Source organism: Sphingobium sp. TomTYG72 (assembly GCF_055394715.1).
Window position 1 is genome coordinate 120,186 of sequence record NZ_AP027337.1, and the last position, 18,030, is coordinate 138,215.

General features: G+C 63.9%; 17 protein-coding genes. 3 read left to right on the forward strand and 14 right to left on the reverse strand.

Going from position 1 to position 18,030, the window contains the following annotated elements; translation table 11 throughout:
• Positions 1-16 precede the first annotated feature (16 nt).
• The 4 genes from ACZ5U1_RS14000 to ACZ5U1_RS14015 are packed head-to-tail and all read right to left on the reverse strand — an operon-like array spanning position 17 to position 3,745.
• Positions 17-634 (reverse strand): EthD domain-containing protein, encoded by a 618-nt coding sequence (locus ACZ5U1_RS14000; RefSeq protein ID WP_464780517.1) that lies wholly within the window; start codon positions 632-634, stop codon positions 17-19.
• Positions 631-1,593 carry a methylmalonyl Co-A mutase-associated GTPase MeaB gene (gene meaB, locus ACZ5U1_RS14005; RefSeq protein ID WP_464780518.1) on the reverse strand — a complete coding sequence of 321 codons (963 nt, stop codon included), beginning with the start codon at positions 1,591-1,593 and terminating at the stop codon, positions 631-633. The genes ACZ5U1_RS14000 and meaB overlap by 4 nt, the downstream gene beginning before the upstream one ends.
• Entirely contained in the window at positions 1,593-2,018 is a 426-nt protein-coding gene (locus ACZ5U1_RS14010) for a cobalamin B12-binding domain-containing protein (RefSeq protein WP_464780519.1), read from the reverse strand. Before ACZ5U1_RS14010 ends, meaB begins: the two co-directional genes overlap by 1 nt.
• A 5-nt stretch (positions 2,019-2,023) precedes the next feature.
• Positions 2,024-3,745, reverse strand: a complete 1,722-nt coding sequence (locus ACZ5U1_RS14015) for a methylmalonyl-CoA mutase family protein (protein ID WP_464780520.1) — start codon at positions 3,743-3,745, stop codon at positions 2,024-2,026.
• A gap of 124 nt (positions 3,746-3,869) precedes the next feature.
• Here ACZ5U1_RS14015 and ACZ5U1_RS14020 point away from each other — a divergent pair, with 124 nt between their 5' ends.
• On the forward strand, positions 3,870-4,739 hold the full coding sequence (locus tag ACZ5U1_RS14020; protein ID WP_464780521.1) for a helix-turn-helix domain-containing protein: 870 nt from the start codon (positions 3,870-3,872) through the stop codon (positions 4,737-4,739).
• A gap of 175 nt (positions 4,740-4,914) precedes the next feature.
• Complete coding sequence (locus ACZ5U1_RS14025) at positions 4,915-5,772, forward strand: helix-turn-helix transcriptional regulator (protein ID WP_464780522.1); 858 nt, start codon at positions 4,915-4,917, stop codon at positions 5,770-5,772.
• A gap of 41 nt (positions 5,773-5,813) precedes the next feature.
• On the opposite strand, the gene ACZ5U1_RS14030 is transcribed toward ACZ5U1_RS14025, so the two are convergent.
• The 10 genes from ACZ5U1_RS14030 to ACZ5U1_RS14075 all read right to left on the reverse strand — a co-directional run bounded on the left by ACZ5U1_RS14030 (position 5,814) and on the right by ACZ5U1_RS14075 (position 16,112).
• Entirely contained in the window at positions 5,814-7,031 is a 1,218-nt protein-coding gene (locus ACZ5U1_RS14030) for a cytochrome P450 (RefSeq protein WP_464780523.1), read from the reverse strand.
• Positions 7,028-7,234, reverse strand: coding sequence for a ferredoxin (locus ACZ5U1_RS14035; RefSeq protein WP_464780524.1), 207 nt, complete (start codon positions 7,232-7,234; stop codon positions 7,028-7,030). Before ACZ5U1_RS14035 ends, ACZ5U1_RS14030 begins: the two co-directional genes overlap by 4 nt.
• Positions 7,235-7,364: 130 nt before the next feature.
• Positions 7,365-8,192 (reverse strand): TIM barrel protein, encoded by an 828-nt coding sequence (locus ACZ5U1_RS14040; RefSeq protein ID WP_464780525.1) that lies wholly within the window; start codon positions 8,190-8,192, stop codon positions 7,365-7,367.
• Positions 8,189-9,229: an alpha/beta fold hydrolase gene (locus ACZ5U1_RS14045; RefSeq protein WP_464780526.1), complete on the reverse strand. Its 1,041-nt coding sequence runs from the start codon at positions 9,227-9,229 to the stop codon at positions 8,189-8,191. Before ACZ5U1_RS14045 ends, ACZ5U1_RS14040 begins: the two co-directional genes overlap by 4 nt.
• On the reverse strand, positions 9,226-10,269 hold the full coding sequence (locus ACZ5U1_RS14050; protein WP_464780527.1) for a phosphotransferase family protein: 1,044 nt from the start codon (positions 10,267-10,269) through the stop codon (positions 9,226-9,228). The genes ACZ5U1_RS14045 and ACZ5U1_RS14050 overlap by 4 nt, the downstream gene beginning before the upstream one ends.
• Positions 10,262-11,464: an acyl-CoA dehydrogenase family protein gene (locus tag ACZ5U1_RS14055; RefSeq protein ID WP_464780528.1), complete on the reverse strand. Its 1,203-nt coding sequence runs from the start codon at positions 11,462-11,464 to the stop codon at positions 10,262-10,264. The genes ACZ5U1_RS14050 and ACZ5U1_RS14055 overlap by 8 nt, the downstream gene beginning before the upstream one ends.
• Positions 11,461-13,545: a 3-hydroxyacyl-CoA dehydrogenase NAD-binding domain-containing protein gene (locus ACZ5U1_RS14060; RefSeq protein ID WP_464780529.1), complete on the reverse strand. Its 2,085-nt coding sequence runs from the start codon at positions 13,543-13,545 to the stop codon at positions 11,461-11,463. The genes ACZ5U1_RS14055 and ACZ5U1_RS14060 overlap by 4 nt, the downstream gene beginning before the upstream one ends.
• A 14-nt stretch (positions 13,546-13,559) precedes the next feature.
• Positions 13,560-14,546, reverse strand: coding sequence for an NADPH:quinone oxidoreductase family protein (locus tag ACZ5U1_RS14065; RefSeq protein ID WP_464780530.1), 987 nt, complete (start codon positions 14,544-14,546; stop codon positions 13,560-13,562).
• Positions 14,547-14,671: 125 nt separating this feature from the next.
• Positions 14,672-15,577: a LysR substrate-binding domain-containing protein gene (locus ACZ5U1_RS14070; protein ID WP_464780531.1), complete on the reverse strand. Its 906-nt coding sequence runs from the start codon at positions 15,575-15,577 to the stop codon at positions 14,672-14,674.
• 16 nt (positions 15,578-15,593) lie between these two features.
• On the reverse strand, positions 15,594-16,112 hold the full coding sequence (locus ACZ5U1_RS14075; RefSeq protein WP_464780532.1) for an SRPBCC domain-containing protein: 519 nt from the start codon (positions 16,110-16,112) through the stop codon (positions 15,594-15,596).
• Positions 16,113-16,403: 291 nt separating this feature from the next.
• Between ACZ5U1_RS14075 and ACZ5U1_RS14080 the strand changes: the two genes are divergently transcribed.
• The gene (locus ACZ5U1_RS14080; protein ID WP_464780533.1) at positions 16,404-17,996 is read left to right on the forward strand and encodes a GMC family oxidoreductase; all 1,593 of its coding nucleotides are present in this window, start codon (positions 16,404-16,406) and stop codon (positions 17,994-17,996) included.
• Positions 17,997-18,030: the final 34 nt, after the last annotated feature.

Sequence of the window (18,030 nt, forward strand, 5' to 3'; positions counted from 1 at the left end):
CCGGCAATCTTAGCGCCTAACGAGGGGCGGAATGGGCGCCCAGCAATTGGGCAGCCGGAGTTTTGACATGGCGGATCAGTAGGGTTTGGGTGGAAAGACCGTACGGAATGGCCGCCTGGGCTTGCCATCCCGGTAGCCACAGGACGGCCTTTGCTGGAAAGGCTTGGGCGGTCCAGTTGGTCGTAAGGTCGACCGAGACGCCGGGCATGTCATGGGCGAATCCCTTCGCCCACTCCATCACCGTTGAGGGTAGATCGACGCCTTCGGCGGCATGCTGAACGAGAAAAGCGGTTCGGCGGCCGTCGGTTCCGGCGGGGTCTCCGGGGGAAAAGATGACTTCTTCGACCCCCGCCGAGGCGATGAGGGGCCGGTTCATGAAGCGTTCCTCATCAGCCGCCATGATCTTTCCGACCGGCCCGGCCATGAGGGCCGCCGCTGCCTCTATATCGTCGGCCCAGAATTCGCTGATCGTGTCCCAGTGGAACTCCTGCGCCCCGGTGACGTGGTTGCGGGCGTAGGCAGAGAAGGGGAAATGACTGATCGCCAGTGGGGCGTGATGGTCTTCATAGTAATGTTGGAAATCTTCGCGAGTGGTGCCCGGCTTGTGGGCCAGAGCGCAGATGGACTTGGTCATGCGGGGGCACTCTTATCGGGAAGGGCTGCGACAATTTGTTCTGCGGCGGCGTAGGGATCAAGCTGCCGCATTTCGACCCGATCGAGGATGGCGTCGCCGCATAGCGCCATCGCGCGGGATGCGAGCGCGTCACGGACTAGCGAGAAGAGCTGCTCCCTTGCGCGCAGGCGGCTGCGAGCGGTGAAATCTCCTTGTTCTTGCAGGAAGTCGCGATGGGCAGCGATGGCGTCGGCTATGGCGTCCGCGCCGTCCCCCTTTGCCGCGACGGCGCGGAGTAGTGGCACTTGCCAGCGCTGGTCAGGGACGGTTTGGGCGCGCAGGTGGAGCATCAATTCCATCTGGCGGTGGGTGGCGTCATAGCCGTCGCGGTCGGCCTTGTTCACGACGAAGATGTCGCCTGCTTCCATGAGGCCAGCTTTTACTGCCTGAATTTCATCGCCTAGTCCCGGCACGGCGACGATGAGCGTGGTGTGGGCAAGGTTGACGACGTCGATTTCGTCTTGGCCCACGCCGACGGTTTCGACGAGGACGATGTCATAGCCCATGGCGTCGAAGACGAGGCAGGCATCGTGGGTGGAGCGGGACAGGCCGCCCGCTTGGCCCCGCGTGCCGAGCGAGCGGATGAAGACGCCGGGGTCGAGTGCGTGGCGGCTCATGCGGACGCGGTCGCCCAGGATCGCGCCGCCGGTGAAGGGGCTGGACGGATCGACGGCGATGACGGCGACGCGCTGGCCGCGCTTGCGCCATTCGGTGACAAGCGCGTCGGTGAGGGTGGATTTGCCAGCGCCGGGCGGGCCGGTGACGCCCACCAGTTGCGCGCGGCCGGTGTGCGGGTAGATGGCCGCCAGTACTTGCGCGCCGCGCGGGTCGCGGTCGTCCAGCCAGCGGATGGCGCGGGCGCCCGCCGCGACTTCTCCGGCGAGAAGGCGGTCGGCAACGTCCGCCGGGTCTTGCCTCATCAGGCGGCGTCCTCCGCCAGACGCTGCGCCCACCAGCTTTCGAGATAAGCGACGATGTCGCGCGTGTCCGCACCCATGGTGAAGATGCGATCGACGCCTGCTTGTTCGAGGATCGGCTTGTCCTCTTCGGGGATGACGCCGCCTGCTACGAGTAGTTTGTCGGCCGCGCCTGCTTCGCGGAGCAGGCGGGCGAGCTTGGGCAGGCTGCGGGTGTGGCCGGCGGACAGGGTGGAGATGCCGACGACGTCCACATCCTCCTGCACCGCGGCGGCGCAGACCATTTCGGGAGTCTGCTTGAGGCCGGTGAAGATGACCTCCATCCCCGCTTCGCGCAGGGCATGGCCGATGACGGTGACGCCGACGGTGTGGGTGTCCATGCCGAGTTTGGCGAGCAGGACGCGCAGGGGGCGTTTGAATGTGGTCATGTCCGTCAAATCCCCATCAGCTGGCTGTCGGCGCTGTGGACGCCGAAGACGTCGCGCATTGCGTTGCAGATTTCGCCGTGTGTGGCGTAGAGTTTTACAGCCTCCAGACAGGGCGGGACCATGTTCGCGCCGGTGCGGGCGGCTGCGCGGACTTCTTCCAGCGCGGCATCGACGGCGGGCTGGTCGCGGCGGGCGCGCAGGTCGCGGACCTTGCGGATTTGCTCCTCCTCCATCGCGTCATCGAGGCGGAAGATTTCAATCTCGCGCTCCTCATCCTCGCGGGTGAGATGGTTGACGCCGACCCATTTGCGGCGGCCCTCTTCCACGTCCTTGTTGCGCTCATATTGTTCGCGGCCGAGCGCGCGCTGGATATAGCCGGTCTCGATGGCTTTCAGCGCCCCGCCCATGGCGAAGATTTTGTCCATTTCGGCGAAGGCGGCGTCCTCCATCTGCTTGGTCAGGGTCTCGACATAATAGGAGCCTGCGAGGGGGTCGATCGTCTCGGCAACGCCGGTTTCATGGGCAACGATATGCTGGATGGCAGCGCCGACGCGGATGGCGTTTTCGGCTGGCAGGGCGTGGGCCTCGTCGTAGAGGGGGGTCGTCATCGCCTCCCCTGCCCCGCCGAGCGCGCAGGCCGTCGCCATGATACCGAGGCGGGCGATGTTGTTGAGCGGCTGCTGGAGCGTCAGCGCGATGGTGGTGGGGGAAGTCATCATGCGGATCTTGAGCGCTTCGGGCTTCGTCGCGCCGTAACGCTCCTTCATCAGCCGCGCCCAGCATTTGCGGAAGGCGCGCAGTTTGCAGACGCCCTCGAAGAAATCCATGTCCACATTGACGACGAAATGATTGATGTAGGGCGCGACCGTGTCGATATCGAGCCCGCGTTCCAGCACCGCATCGATATGGGCGCAGGCGATGGCGAGCGAGTAGGCGATCTCCTGCACCGGGTTTGCTTTGGCAGGCTGAAGCTGGGCGGAGATGATCGAGATCGGCGCCCAATTGGGATGGTTGCGGATGATATATTCGATGCAGTCGGTGGCGATCCTCAATCCATGTTCAGGCGGGTATATGTAGCGGCCGACGCAGGTATATTCGATCAGGATGCCGTTCACGATGTGAAGGACGAAGTCCTGCGGGTCGACGCCCTTTTTCTCCAGCGCGGCGATGATCATCGCGAGGTTGACCGGCTGCGGCGCGTTGCAGACGCTCATTAGATATTTGAGCTTGTCGAAGGGGAGGTCGAAGGCTTTCTCCAGATCCTCCAGACTGTCGAGCGCCATGCCTGCGCGGCCGACTTCGCCCTCCACGATGGGATCGTCGCTGTCATAGCCATTGGTGGTGGCGAGGTCATATTCCAGGATGAGGCCGGAGAGGCCCTGATCCAGCATGTAGCGGGCGCGCTTTGCCCAATCCTCGCCCTTGCCGAAGCCGGTGACCTGGGTCATCGTCCAGAAATCGGAGCGATGGCCGTTGGGGCGGGTCGAGCGGGTATAGGGATATTCGCCGGGGAAGCCGAGGTCCGCCATATAGTCGAAGCCGACCGCATCGAGGTCGGCGGGTGTATAGAGCGGCTTGATCGGCCATTTAAGCGCCTGCGTCACGAAGGGATCGCGGCGTTCCGGGCGCCCTTCGATGGCGGGACCACGCGTTTCCTGCCGCCAGCGCGTTTCTTCCTGAGCGATGGCGTCCGTTGCGGGCGCAATGGGTCCGGTCGGACGATTCATGCGGGCACTCTCCTTGGCCTATTGCTATCCGGCGCCGAAGGGCTGGCTCAAGGATCGTCGAAGCCGATGCGCATGATTGTCGCATGATCTCGTAATTTTCATCGCTATATGATAAGCGCGGGGCATGGATGCCATTTCGATCCGGCAGGCGCGGCAGCGCGCCGATCTCGTGCGCGGGTCGCTGAGGGTCGATGGCGCCGTGGTGGAGATATGCGCTTTTCCCGAAGTGCGCGAAGAAACGGTCCAGATGATCGAACCGCAGTCGGTCCTGATGCTGGGCCTATCGCGACTGCTGACCGGGTCGGAGGGACGAAAGGCAGGCGACCCGCGCCGCCCGTTCGCGCGCATGGGGGCGCTGGCACTGCGTCCGGCTGGCGTGCCGATGGAGTTTCATGTCGCGCAAGGCGCGTTCGACACCATCCGCGTCCGCTTCGATGACCAGCGGATTGCCCCGGCGCTGGCGGCGATCAGTTTTGATGATGCGACGCTGAGCGCCTGTTTCGACATGCATGCGCCGTCGATCGAAGAGGCGATGCTGCGGCTGGCGGCGGAGGTTGAGCATCCCGGACGTGACAGCGCGGATATTGGGGAGGCGCTGGTGTCGCTGATCCTGCTCGATTTGCGGCGGTTCCTTGCGCAGGCGACGGAGCGCGCGGGGCGGCGGCGGGGCGGGCTATCCGCGCGGGCGCTGCGGGTGGCGCTGGCGATGATTGATGCGCCCGGCCCTGCCCCGTCGATCGATGCGATGGCGGAGCGGTGTGGGATCAGCAGGGATCATTTTATCCGCTGCTTTCACCAGACGACGGGGATCAGTCCGGGTGCGGCGATCCGGCGGCGGAGGATCGATCGGGCTAAGGCGATGCTGACGGAGGATAAGGGATCGATTGAGGAGGTTGCGCGGGCGTTGGGCTATGCGGGGGCGCCGTCTTTTTGCGCTGCGTTCAGGCGCGAGACGGGGCGGCCGCCTGGGGCTTGGCGGGCGTTGATGCGGTAGGGGTAAGATACCCCTACCCCCGTTCGGGCTGAGCTAGTCGAAGCCCTTCACTTCCCCTCTGACGTGAAGCCTATGAAGAAGTAGAGCCCTTCGACAAGCTCAGGGCGAACGGAGGAAAAGTGGTCTTGAACGGATGGTTCAAACCGGGAAAGAGACGTTCTAAGGACCAAGATCAATGAGCGAAATCGACTTCACCGCCACAGTCATCGAATCCTGCCCGGTGTCGGGCGGGCGGTTCGAGTTGGTGGAATGGCACTGGCCGGACATGGTGAGTTTTGAGCAGACGCAGCAGCAGTTGATGCTGGAAATGTCCCTCCCCCCGATGGCAGCCGATGCATCGGCCTATTTCCCCGACATTGATCCCGATCGCCGCTGCTTCATGGGGGCATTGTTCGTCCGTCATCCGGGCATCGCCATCGGCGGCCGATCGGAAGGCAGGCAAATTCGCGTGGTACGATGCGTGTTCGATGAGCGGCATGGCGCGGCGATCATCGGGGCGGGTGCGCCTTCGCTGCCTTTCCTGCAAGGGCTGCTGAATATCCGTAACGACGCGCTGCGTAGCCTGATGCGGCTTGCTCATCGGGAGCTCATCAATCCGGTGGATCGTTCGGACGAGGCCATGGAAGCGTTATTCCAGCTCGTGCGGATAGAATTGGGCCGCGTGTTCCATCAGGCGGCGGGTGCGGCGACGGCAAGCCGTCTCGCTCCCTGGCAGTTCCGCCGTATTCGCGAACGGATAGAGGCAGGCGCGCCCATGCCCGGCGTTGCCGAACTTGCCGCCTTGTGCGGGATCAGCACACGGCATCTGCACCGGCAGTTCCTGGCGCTGACCGGCAAGACGATTTCAGACTATATCGAAACCTACCGCATCGAGCAGTCGAAGCTGCTGCTGGCGCGTGGCGACGTGCCGATGAAGCAGGTGGCCGAGCAAGCCGGATTTTCCCACGGCAACAGCTTTGCGCGCGCCTTTCGCCGTGCAACGGGATTGTCGCCGCGCGAATATCGGCAGCGGTCGTCGGCTTTGATGGAGTGAGGGGCGCGGAGGGCTTATGCGATGCCCCCCGCGCCTTGTCGTCACCAGCGCAATTTGAGCGAGGTGAAGCCCATCACCGGACCACCGAACACAGAATCCGCATTCTGATCCGGGTCCAGTTCAAATTCGGGAATTTGCCGCAGCCATTCCTGTAGCGAGATCATGATTTCCCGCTTGGCGAGGTGCGACCCGATGCAGCGATGCGGTCCTAGGCCGAAGGTGACATGGTTATTGACCTTGCGATCGAGGTCGATCGTCTGCGGATCGCTGAACGTGCGCGGGTCGCGATTGGCCACTGTGTTAGGCAGGACGACGCGGTCGTTGCGACGGAACTGCACGCCCTTATACTCGCAATCATGGGTGACGCGGCGATAGATGTTGGAGACCGCGTTGATCCGCATGAGTTCCTCGATCGCGAGGAGGAAGGCGGACGGGTCGTCCAGCCTGTCGCGAAACTTCTGCCGGGCGTCCGGTGAAGTCGCGAGGTAGCGCCAGACATAGGTCATGGTGTTGGTGACTGTGTCGAGCCCCGCGACGAAGAGCAGGAAGCCGCAGTTGATGATGTCTTCCCAGGGGAAGGGATTACCGTCCGCGTCACGCGACTGCACGACTGTAGAGGCGATATCCGTGCCCGGATTGCGCTCTTTCTCGCGGAATAGTTCCTCCAGCATGTCATAGATTTCGAGCAGGTTCGCGGCGCGAATATCCGGGTCGGTGCTGCGGAAGAAAGTGTCGGAGATGCGCAGGAATTCGGGCAGGCGCTCTTCCGGCAACCCGAACAGCTCAAGGAAGGTGCCGGTCGGAAATTTTGCCGAATAATCCTTGACGAAATCGCACCCGCCGTTCCCGGCGAAACCAGTGATGAGCCTTTCGGCGCGGCTATGCAGTCCGTCCGTCATCCGGCGGACGGCAAGCGGCGTGAACATCGGGGCCAGCAATTTGCGGAACACGTCATGCTGTGGCGGATCGACGCCGTTGGGCTGAAGAATTGGATAGGGTTCCAGCGGGGGAATCTGCGCCTTGTGCGTCGAGAAAATCTCGTGATTGCGATAGGCTTCGGCAATATCGGCGTAGCGCAGGAATACCCAATGACCGCCATTGCGCGGCGTGTAGAAGATGGGTGGCACACCTTTTTGGATAAGGCCGTGCCATATCTGCACCGGATCGGAGATGTCCGCTGGCATGTCGAAGAAGTCGAAGTCGTGGATCAGATCATCCGGCACATGATCAGGCGCGGCGGGGTAGAAGGTCACGGTCATGCAGCCGATCCCTTTGCGATACGCAGCGCGCCTTCGGGGCAATTGCGCACGGCGATCCGGACTTTTTCCTCAAGTTCCGGTGGGAATTCAGGCTGTTCTATGACGACCTTGCCCTCCACGGCGTCGGTAGAAAATACCTCCGGGCATAGGTCTTCGCATCGGGCGTGCCCCTGGCACACGGCATGATTGGCAACCACTCTCATCGAGGCAGACTCTCCTGATCTTTCGTTGCCGCCTTTTACCAAAGCGGTGATCGAGGGCCTATTGCCGGGAAGGGGCAAAATGCGTCATAAGGAGCAGATCAGGACATTGGTGCTGGCTTTGGGCTGCGGGTTAGAAGAGGTCGAGCACTTTCAAGCGGTCGAGCATCTGGGTTTCACCGGTCGCGGTCGGGTCGGCCGGTTCGAACTCAAGTTCGATCATGCCGTCATAGCCGTCAATGGCTTGCAGGATTGCGGGCCAATCCAGTTTCCCGAGGCCGGGGTCGACGCGATCGGGAACGTCGGCGAACTGGATAAGGCCGGTCTCCTTGGCGCAGGAGGCAAAGGATGAGGGCACGTCATGGCCCATCATCGCGACATGGCCGGTGTCGAACAGCAGGCGGACCGAGGGCATGGCGACGGAGTGGACCATCTCCACCGCGTCCTCGAGTTTGTCGAGCAGGAGGCCGGGGATGCGGCTGGGCGCTATGGGTTCGATGAGCAGCGTCAATCCGCTGCGCGCGGCCTGTTCGGCATGGCGCTTCAGATTTTCCGTCATGGCGTCGAGTTGCGCCTTACGGGGGCGCTGATTGTCGAGGCCCGCCACGCAGACGACGCTGCCGCCGTTGAAGCGGGTGGCGATCTCGATGCTCAGCTCTACGCTGCTGCGCAGATGGTCGAGGCCTGTTTCATCCTCGGCGCTCCAGACTGGCTGGTTCCAATATTTGAGGTCGCTGAAGCTGGAGAGGACAAGGCCGCGGCTCGCCATCCGGTCGGCCATCGCGACTTGCTCAGCCTCGGGCCGCAGCATCAGGAACAGGTCCTGGACGCCGCGAAAGCCATGGTCAGCAAGCGCGTCGATCTGATCCAGTGGGCTCACGGAGCGGGCGAGGTGCGCCAGCATCGGCCGGTCGGGAGAGCTTAGGCCTAGATGACCGGCGATGGGACAGCGGGTGGTCATTGCGTCACCGTGCGGGCGAAGTCCAGAAGGGCCTTGTTGAAGGCGGCGGGCTGTTCCTGTTGGACGAAATGGCCTGCCTCCGGGACCGCGATGATGTCGCGCAGGCCCGGCACGCGCTTGCGTAACCGCTCTTCCCAATCGGTGAAGAAGCCGAAGGATGGGTCCTTTTCGCCGTAGAGGAACAGGGTTGGCGTTTCGACATCATGGTCGGCCCATTTTTGGCCGATACGCCAATTTACGTCGGCGGTGCGGTAGCTGTTGAGGCCGCCGATGAAGCGCAACATCGGGTCGGCATCGATATATTCGCTGACGAAGCGGTCGAACTCTGCCTGGGTGAGCCAGGGCCAGGGGAGCGGCGGCGCGGGTGGCAGGACGTCGAGATAGCCGCTGCCGACGGAGGAGACCGTTTTCCAGCTCCAGAGATCGCCTTTTGATGAGAGGGCGTAGAAGAGGCGGGCGAGGAATTCGGGGGCTCGGTCGGCCAGTTCGCGTTCGGCGGGGCCTGCTTCCATGAAATAGTGGAAGTGGACAAAATGCTTGGCGGCCATGGCCGCGAAGCGTTCGCTGGGGAGGCGGTCAGGGGAGGATGATTCTGGCTTGGCGGGCGCGTCGGCTGGAAGACGTGGAGCGCTGCCGAGCATGGCGCGTCCGGCCATGTCATAGTCGTAGGGGATGGTGGCGATGAGGCCGGCCACCCGATCGGGCGCTCGGACGGCGAGGTTCCAGGCATATTGTGCGCCGAAATCCTGGCCGACGATCACGGCCTTGTCCGCTTCGTAATGGTCGAGCAGGGCGATGAGATAGGCCTGCATGTGGTCAGCGTCGTAGGCGGCGGGGTCAGTGGGGCGATCGCTGCCGCCATAGCCGAGGCTGTCGATGGCGACGGCGCGGAAGCCTGCCTCCGCGAGCGGTTCCATTTGGTGCCGCCATGACCAGACTAGGCCGGGGAAGCCGTGGATCATGAGGACGAGAGGCCCCTCCCCCTGTTCCATAGCGCGGAGGTGATAGCCGCCTACGTCGATCCGTTTTTCTGTCATAGATGGGCATCCTCTTCCCCGCGGGCGATGCGCCATGCGAGGCTTGCTATTTCTCCGGCACGGGCGCCGTGGACGGCGGCGGCTTCGTTGGATGCGTTGCCGCTGATGGCGCGGTGATAGACGCCCTGCCGGATGGCGGCGTTGCGGAACATGGCGAAGGCGAGGGCGTAGCGCCAATGGGCTGGGTCGATCGGGCCTGCGCCGCTGCGTTCGGCGTAGCGTTGGAGATAGTCGGCTTCGGATGGGATGCCGAGTGCAGGGAGGTCTGCGTCGGACAGGCCGCGATAGCCTTGCTTGGGCACGCGCCAGGCCATGAGATGCTGGGCGAGGTCGGCGAGAGGATGGCCGAGGGTGGAGAGTTCCCAGTCCAGGACGGCGATGATGCGGGGTTCTGTGGGGGCGAAGATCATATTGTCGTTGCGATAGTCGCCGTGGACGATGCGGCTGGCTTCGAGGCCGGGGTCGTTGGCGGGGAGCCAGTCGATGAGCTGCTCCATCGCGTCGAGCTGCTGGGTTTGGGTGGCACGATATTGCTTGGTCCAGCGGGCGACCTGGCGGGCGAAATAATTGCCGGGCTTGCCATAGTCGGTGAGGCCGACCTGCGCGGGGTCAATGGCGTGGAGGGCGGCGAGGACGCGGTTCATCTCGTCATAGATGGCGGCGCGGTCTGCGGGCGTCAGGTCCGGCAGGCGCGCGTCCCAGAAGTTGCGGCCCTGCGCATAGGTCATGATGAAGAAGGGGGTGCTGACTATGCCCGCGTCTTCGCACAGGGCGAGCGGGCGGGCGACTGGGACGGCGCTGTCCTTTAGCGCGTCGGTGACGCGATATTCGCGCTCGATCGCGTGGGCGGAGGGGAGGAGCACGCCGTCGGGCTTGCGGCGCAGGACGAAGCGTGGGGTGCCGTCCACCGATAGAAGGTAGGTGGGGTTGGACTGGCCGCCTGCGAATTTTTCCGCGCTGATCTCGCCGTCCGCGCCCGGCACATGAGCATGCAGCCATGGGCCGAGGCGGCTGGTGTCGAGCGTGCGGACGTCAGTCATATTTGGCGAGTTCGAGGCGGCCGAGCTGGTGGCGGTGCACCTCGTCCGGGCCGTCGGCGAAGCGGATCTTGCGGGCGTGGGCATAATAGTTTGCGAGGAAGAAGTCCTGGCTGATGCCTGCCGCGCCATGCGCCTGCATCGCCCAGTCGATGACCTGGCAGGCCATGTTGGGGGCGGCGACCTTGATCATCGCTATGTCGGCCTTCGCCACCTTATTGCCGACCGTGTCCATGCGGTGCGCGGCGTGCAGGGTGAGGAGGCGCGCCTGATCGATCATGATGCGGCTGTTGGCGATGCGTTCGATGATGACGCCCTGTTCGGCGAGCGGCTTGCCGAAGGCGACGCGCGACTTCACCCGGCGGCACATGGCTTCCAGCGCGCGTTCGGCCATGCCGATCATGCGCATGCAATGATGGATGCGGCCGGGGCCGAGGCGCGCCTGCGCGATCTCGAAGCCGCGTCCTTCGCCGAGCAGCATGTTGGAAGCGGGCACGCGGACATTTTCGAACAGGATTTCCATGTGGCCGTGCGGCGCGTCGTCATAGCCGAGCACGGTCATCGGGCGCAGCACGGTGATGCCGGGCGTGTCGCGCGGGACCAGGATCATTGACTGCTGCTTGTGCTTGGGCGCGGACGGATCGGTCTTGCCCATGAAGATCATGAGCGCGCAGTCCGCCTCGCCCATGCCGGAAATCCACCATTTGCGACCGTTGATGACATAGTCATCGCCGTCCCGGACAATCGAGCTTTCGATGTTGGTCGCGTCGGACGAAGCCACCTGCGGCTCGGTCATGGCGAAGGCGGAGCGCATCTCGCCCGCCAGCATGGGCTTCAGCCAGCGCTCCTTATGCTCGTCCGTTCCGAAGCGCTCCAACGTCTCCATATTGCCGGTGTCGGGCGCGGCGCAGTTGAACACGGCGGGGCACCAGTGGACGCGGCCCATTTCCTCGCACAACGGGGCATATTCGAGGTTCGTCAGGCCAGCGCCATGCGTGCTTTCGGGGAGGAACAGGTTCCAGAGGCCCGCTTCCTTCGCCAAAGGCTTTAGCCTGTCGATCAGGGTGACGTGCGCCCAGCGGTCGCCGGTCGCGACCTCCTCATAATAGGCTTTCTCATTGGGATAGATGTGCGCGTCCATGAAGGCGCGCAACCGGGCGAGCAGGTCGGCGGTTTTCGCGTTGGGATCGTAGCTCATGCGTAGAAACCCCTGCCCTCGCGCGCATATTGGACGAGCAGCGGCGCGGGGGTCCAATAGGCGTCGCCCTGTTCGGCGCGGAACTTTTCGATCGTCGCCAGCAGCTTGTCGAGGCCGATTTGATCCGCCCAGTGCATGGGACCGCCGGTGTAGCTCGGCCAGCCGAGGCCGTTCACCAGCGCGACGTCGATCTCGTGCGGGCGCGGCACGATGCCTTCGCTCAGCAGCTTCGCGCCTTCATTGACCATGGCGTAGAGCAGGCGTTCGCGGATTTCATCCTCGCCGATGTCGCAGAGTTTGAGGCCGTGGCGCTCAGCATGGGCGGCGATCATCTCTTCGGTCAGCGGGTTGGCGCTGGCCTTGCGGTTCTCATCATAGCTGTACCAGCCAGAGCCGGTCTTTTGCCCCAGCCGTCCGGCGGCGACCATCTGTTCGGGGAAGTCGGCGCGCAGTTCCCGCTCCGTCGCGGTGGCGGCGCGGGCCTTGCGGGCGGCGGCCTGAACGTCCAGCCCCGCAAGGTCGCCCAGCGCGAACGGACCCATGGGGAAGCCGTAGGACAGCAGCACCTTGTCGATGGCGGCGGGCTTGGCGCCCTCCTCCACCAGGAAGAAGCCTTCGCGTGAGCGCTTGGAGAGCATGCGGTTGACGATGAAACCATCGCATACGCCCGACAGGACCGGCAATTTTCCGATGCGTTTGCCGAGCGCCATGATCGTCGCGACGACTTCGGGGTCCGTCTTTGCGGCGCGGACATTTTCTAGCAGGCGCATGACATTGGCGGGGTTGAAGAAGTGCATGCCGCAGACATCTTCGGGCCGCCCCGATGCTTCGGCCAGCGTGTCGATGTTGAGGAAGCTGGTGTTGGAGGCAAGGATCGTCCCGGCGGGCGTCACCTCACCCAATTTCGCGAACACGGCCTTTTTGGTTTCCAGGTCTTCTGTCACCGCCTCGATCACCAATTGCGTGGGCGACAGGTCGCGGGGATCGTCGCTGGTGGTGATGAGGGCGAGGCGCTTGTCCATCGTCTCCTGCGACATGCTGCCCTTGGCGACGGAGGAGGACCACATTTTGGTGATGGCTCTCATCGCGGCGTCGATGTTTGGTTGATCAAGGCCGACGGCGATGACGGGGATGCCGACGCTGACGACCGCCATGACGATGCCGCGTCCCATGACGCCAAGGCCGATGACGCCCACCCGCTCGATGTTACGGGTCAGGGTGTCGGGCGAAAGGCCGGGGATGCGGGCGACTTCGCGTTCGGCGGCGAAGAGGTGGCGCAGCGCCTTGGACTGCGACCCGTTCATGCATTCGCGGAAGATGGCGAGTTCCTGTTTGACCGCCTCGTCGAAGGGCAGTTCATAGCCTAGGCGCATGGCTTCGAGCGCGCGCAGGGGTGCGGTTTGGCCACGCATCCTCTTGGCGACGGTTTTGCGGGCTTCTTCGAACAGGGCCGGATCATCGGCGGGCATGGGGAGCGTGGAGGAGCTGCGCGCGCCCTTCCCTTCCGCGACCAGCTTTTCCGCGAAGCTGCGGGCTTCGGCTGTGAGGTCGCCGCCTGTCGCTACGGCATCGATGAGGTTGGACTTCAGCGCGTCATCCGTGCCGATCTGATTGCCTTCGGTCACCAGCTTGATTGCGGTGGCAAGGCCAGCGAGGCGCGGCGTCCGCTGCGTGCCGCCGCCGCCGGGCATGAGGCCGAGCTTCACTTCGGGAAAGCCGAATTTGGTGCCCGGCGCGGCGATGCGGTAATGGCAGGCGAGCGCGACTTCGAGGCCGCCGCCCAGCACCGTACCATGGACGGCGGCGATGATCGGCTTGGTCGAATGGTCCATCATTTCCATGACCAGCGGCAGGCCCGGATTGGCCATCGGCTTGCCAAATTCCTTGATGTCCGCGCCCGCGATGAACGTCTTGCCTTCGCAGCGGATGACGAGCGCGTGGAGGGCAGGATCGGACTCCAGTTTGCGGATGGCTTCGGCAAGGCCCTGCCGCACGCTGGCGGAGGTGGCGTTGACCGGGGGATTGTCGATCACCGCTTCGGCGATCGCGCCGTGGGTGTGGAAGCTGACTGTTTGCGACATGAGGGATTTCCTGTTCAGGATGCGGGCTTCAGGGTCAGGAGCACCTTGCCCTTCACTTTGCGTTTTTCGAGATGCTGGAGCGCCGCCACTGCATCGGACAGGGCGAAGCGAGTGTCGATGACGGGCTTGAGTGAGCCGTCCGCCAGCCAGGTGAGCAGTTGGCGCATGTTTTCGCCCTGCGCGACCGGGTCAGCGCGGACGCTGTTGCCCCAGAGGACGCCGACGGCCGACGCGCTTTTCAAGAGCAGCAGATTGGCGGGGATGGAGGGGATTTCGCCACCGGCAAAACCGATGATCAGCAGGCGGCCGCCCCAGGCGAGGCTTTTCACCGCGGTCAGGTTCATGGGGCCGCCGACGGGGTCATAGACGACATCGACGCCTTTTCCGTCGGTTAGCTGCTTGATGCGTTCGCGCAAATCCTCTTGCGCATAGTCGATGAGTTCGTCCGCGCCCTGCGCCTTCGCCAGTGCCAGCTTTTCGGGGCTGGAGGCGGCGGCGATGACGCGTGCGCCCATATGTTTGCCAAGTTCCACGGCGGTCAGGCCAACGCCACCGCCCGCCCCCAGCACCAGCAGCGTTTCGCCGGGCTTCAATTGCGCCCGGTCCTTCAGCGCATGATAGGATGTGCCATAGGTGATGGAGATACCCGCCGCGACTTCCAGATCGACGCCGTCGGGCACCGACCAGACCTGCGTCGCGGGGACGCGCACCTGCTCGGCGAAGGCTCCGCTGCCGGTGAAGGCGATGACGCGGTCCCCGACAGTGAAGCCTGTAACGTCAGGTCCAACGGCGGCTATGCGCCCCGCTGCTTCACTGCCGGGGACGAACGGCAGGGGTGGCTTTGTCTGATATTTGCCCTGCACGATCAGCACGTCGGGATAATTCACCCCGGCGGCTGCGACGTCGATCACCACTTCCCCCGCCCCTGCTTGAGGCTCGGGGAAATCGCCATGTCGCAACTCTTCGACCGGCGCGAACGCGCTGCAGATCATGGCTTTCACAACACTCTCCTTGAACACACCTACCGGGCGTGTGAGACCTGATTTAGGCCTTTGGAGGCGATGCTACCAATTCGTATTTCCGACGCATGACATCAGAAAAACTGATGGATTGGCGGTTGGGAGAGTTATTTTCCTGATTCGCCCGATTGTTCGCCCCATTGGCGAGCGAATTGGTGGAAGGCGCGGCAGGCTTGAGGCTGCTGGGTATCGCGGCGGCTCACGAGGCTGACGATGCGGGTGAAATGCAATTCGGGCACGGCCAGTTCGACCAGCTCGCCGCGCGTCAGTTCATCGGCGACGGTCAGGCTGGACAGGCAGGCGAGCACGGCGCCGTCGCGGACGATCCGCTTGATCGCTTCGACGCTTTCGCCTTCGAAGACGATGTTGAGCGAGTTCATGGATTTGAGCGTTTCGACGGTGAAGGAGATGCGTTCGCTGGATAAGGTCTTTTCGAGCGCCCAAGGCTCGCCCGCCAATTCGGCCAGCGGCACCGCCGGGCGCCCGGCGAGGGGGTGGTCTGGCGCGGCGCACACGACCAGCCGGTCGCGCAGCCAGGGTTCGGCCTCCAGATAGCTGCTGTTGACCGGCGCGCCGACGAAGCCGACGTCCAGCGCCATGTTGCGCACGCCCTCCATCACTTCATGAGACGGCATGATGCGCATTTCGACGCGGACGCCGGGGTGCAGGCGCATGAAGGCGGCGCAAAGGCCGGGCAGCACATAATCGCCGACGGGAACCGCCGCGCCGATGCGCAGCCGGCCGCGCACTTCTTCGGGCAGGGACAGGGATTCGAGGTCCGCGACCTGAACCAATATGCCGCGCGCCATTTCCAGCATCGGCCGTCCCCGGTCGGTCAGCATCATGCGGCGGCCCGAGCGGGCGAACAGCTGGACGCCGAGATGGGTTTCGAGGTCCTTGAGCGACATGCTCGCGGCCGAGGGGCTGAGGCCGATTTCGTCAGCCGCGCCCGCCACGCTGCCGGTGCGGGCGACGGCTTCGAATACCGCGATCTGGCGTAATGTTATCCTCACCCCTTGGCAGCGGCGATCAGCTTATTTCGCCGCGGTGCATCGCTTCGGCGCGTGCCTTGAGCGCCTTGGCCGAGTCGTTGAAGGCACGCGTGACCCACGGGCCGCAGAAACGCATGACATGGATGCCGTTCGGGCCGGTGAAGGCGTCGGTCGATTGATAGCGGCACTTTTCGGGGCCGAGTTCTTCGATGATCTGGTCACGGCGGGCGGGATAGGGCCAGGCTTCACTATGCTTCAGCTCCCAGGACAGGAGGCGGCCCGGTTCGAACGCGCAGACATATTCGCAATTAGGCGCCAGCGAGCCGGGATTGGCGTAATTGACGAGCCGCATGTAAACCGGCGCGCCCATCTCCAGCGTGGATTCCGCCCACACGCAGAACGGGTTCCATTCGCCATAACGCGGCATGTCGGTCAGGATTTTCCACACCACCATCGCGGGCGCATCGATTTCGATGGGGTCGGATGCGACCAGCGTCTCGGGATCATAGAGTTTGAACGGATCGAAGCGATCAGCGGTCAGGGTTTCGGTGGACATCCTCTTCTCCTTGATATGTGCAAACCGGCAAGCGTGGCACCGCATTTTAGCGACGCGAATGCTGCAGCTTCCGCTGAATGGCGCGTTTGTTTGCGTAGACAATAGCAGCGGTCGTTCGCGGGTCAATGGCAGGTAGCCGGGCAAATCCGGCTTGACCTGCGTATCATATTGACCAATTCAGCACGCAAGACATCATATGCGACCCCGCTTGCACCGGCATATTCGGCCGAGTCCCTGCGGCGTCGGCATCGCACAGCACGACAGACGTCAGCATGACGCGCGGGAGAGATAATGGCCGATAGTTACGACTTCATCATCGCGGGCGGCGGGTCTGCGGGATGCGCATTGGCCGGGCGCCTGTCGGAAAATCCGCGCAACCGCGTGCTGCTGCTTGAGGCAGGCGGCAAGGATAAAAGCATTTTCATCCATGCGCCGGGCGGGCTGCTGCCGATCATGTATCGTGGCATGTTCCAGTGGATGCATGTCAGCGTGCCGCAAGCGAACGCTGGCGGACGGCAGATGTATACGCCGCGCGGCAAGGTGCTGGGCGGCTCCTCCTCCATCAACGGCATGGTCTATGACCGGGGCGCGGCGGCGGACTATGATGGCTGGCGGCAGTTAGGGAATGAAGGGTGGAGCTATGAAGATGTGCTCCCCTATTTCAAGAAGCTGGAGGATTTCCAGCCCGGCGGCGAGGAAGGCTATCATGGCCGGGGCGGGCCGGTGCTGGTCTCGCGACCGGGCATCCACAATCCGCTGGCCAAGGCGTTCCGCGATGCTGCGGTGGCGGCGGGCGTGCCCTATAATGACGATCCCAGCGGATCGCAGCGCGAGGGCGTGGTGCCCGCCGATGTCACCGCGTCGGCCGGGCGGCGATGGAGCGCGGCGCGCGCTTATCTGACGCCTGCGCTCAAGCGGCCGAATTTGCGTGTCATCACCGGCGCCAATGTGGAGCGGGTGATCGTGGAGGACGGACGCGCAACCGGCGTCAGCTGGCGGCGCGCGGGACAGCTTGAACAGGCGAAGGCGACGCGCGAGGTTATTCTGTCGGCAGGCGCCATCCATTCGCCCTGGATCCTGATGCTGTCCGGCATTGGTGACGCGGACCATCTGCGTCAGGTTGGCGCGCCGGTGGTGCATCACTTGCCCGGCGTCGGTCAGAATTACCGGGATCATGTCGCGGTCAGCGTGAAGCAATATTGCACGCAGCCGGTGTCGCTCTTCAACGTTTTCCACCCGCTGGTCGCCGCGAAGGCGGTCGCCAACTTCCTGCTGTTCCGGAAGGGGCCGCTGGCGAGTCCTCCGGCGGAGATCGGCGCTTATTTGAAGACCATGCCGGGCGCGGAATATCCCGACGTGAAGGTGCATTTCGCGATGGCCCTTTACGAAGCGATGGGGCGCAAGCTGATCATGGATCATGGCTATTTCGCGCATATCGACCTGCTGAACCCGGAAAGCGTGGGCGAGATCAAGCTGACGGGATCGGATGCATCCGCGCCGCTGTCGATCGATCCCAACATCCTGTCGACCGCCAACGACATGGCGATGGGCCGCGCCGCCATCCGCGCGGTGCGCAACATTTTCGCGCAGGCGCCCTTCGATCCTTTCCGGGGCGAGGAACTGGCGCCGGGGGCAGGTATCCATTCGGATGATGAACTGGACGCCTATCTGCGCGAGACCGCCACTTCCGACATTCACGCCGTGGGCACCTGCCGCATGGGACATGATCCGATGGCGGTCGTCGATCCCCAACTGCGTGTCCACGGAGTGGCAGGGCTACGCGTGGTCGATGCATCGGTCATGCCCCGCGTGCCCGGCGGCAACACCAATGTCCCGACCATGATGGTGGCCGAAAAGGCCGCCGACATGATCTTGAAAGCCTGACGCTGTTGCGATCGGGAAGATGAAGGAGAGGCCG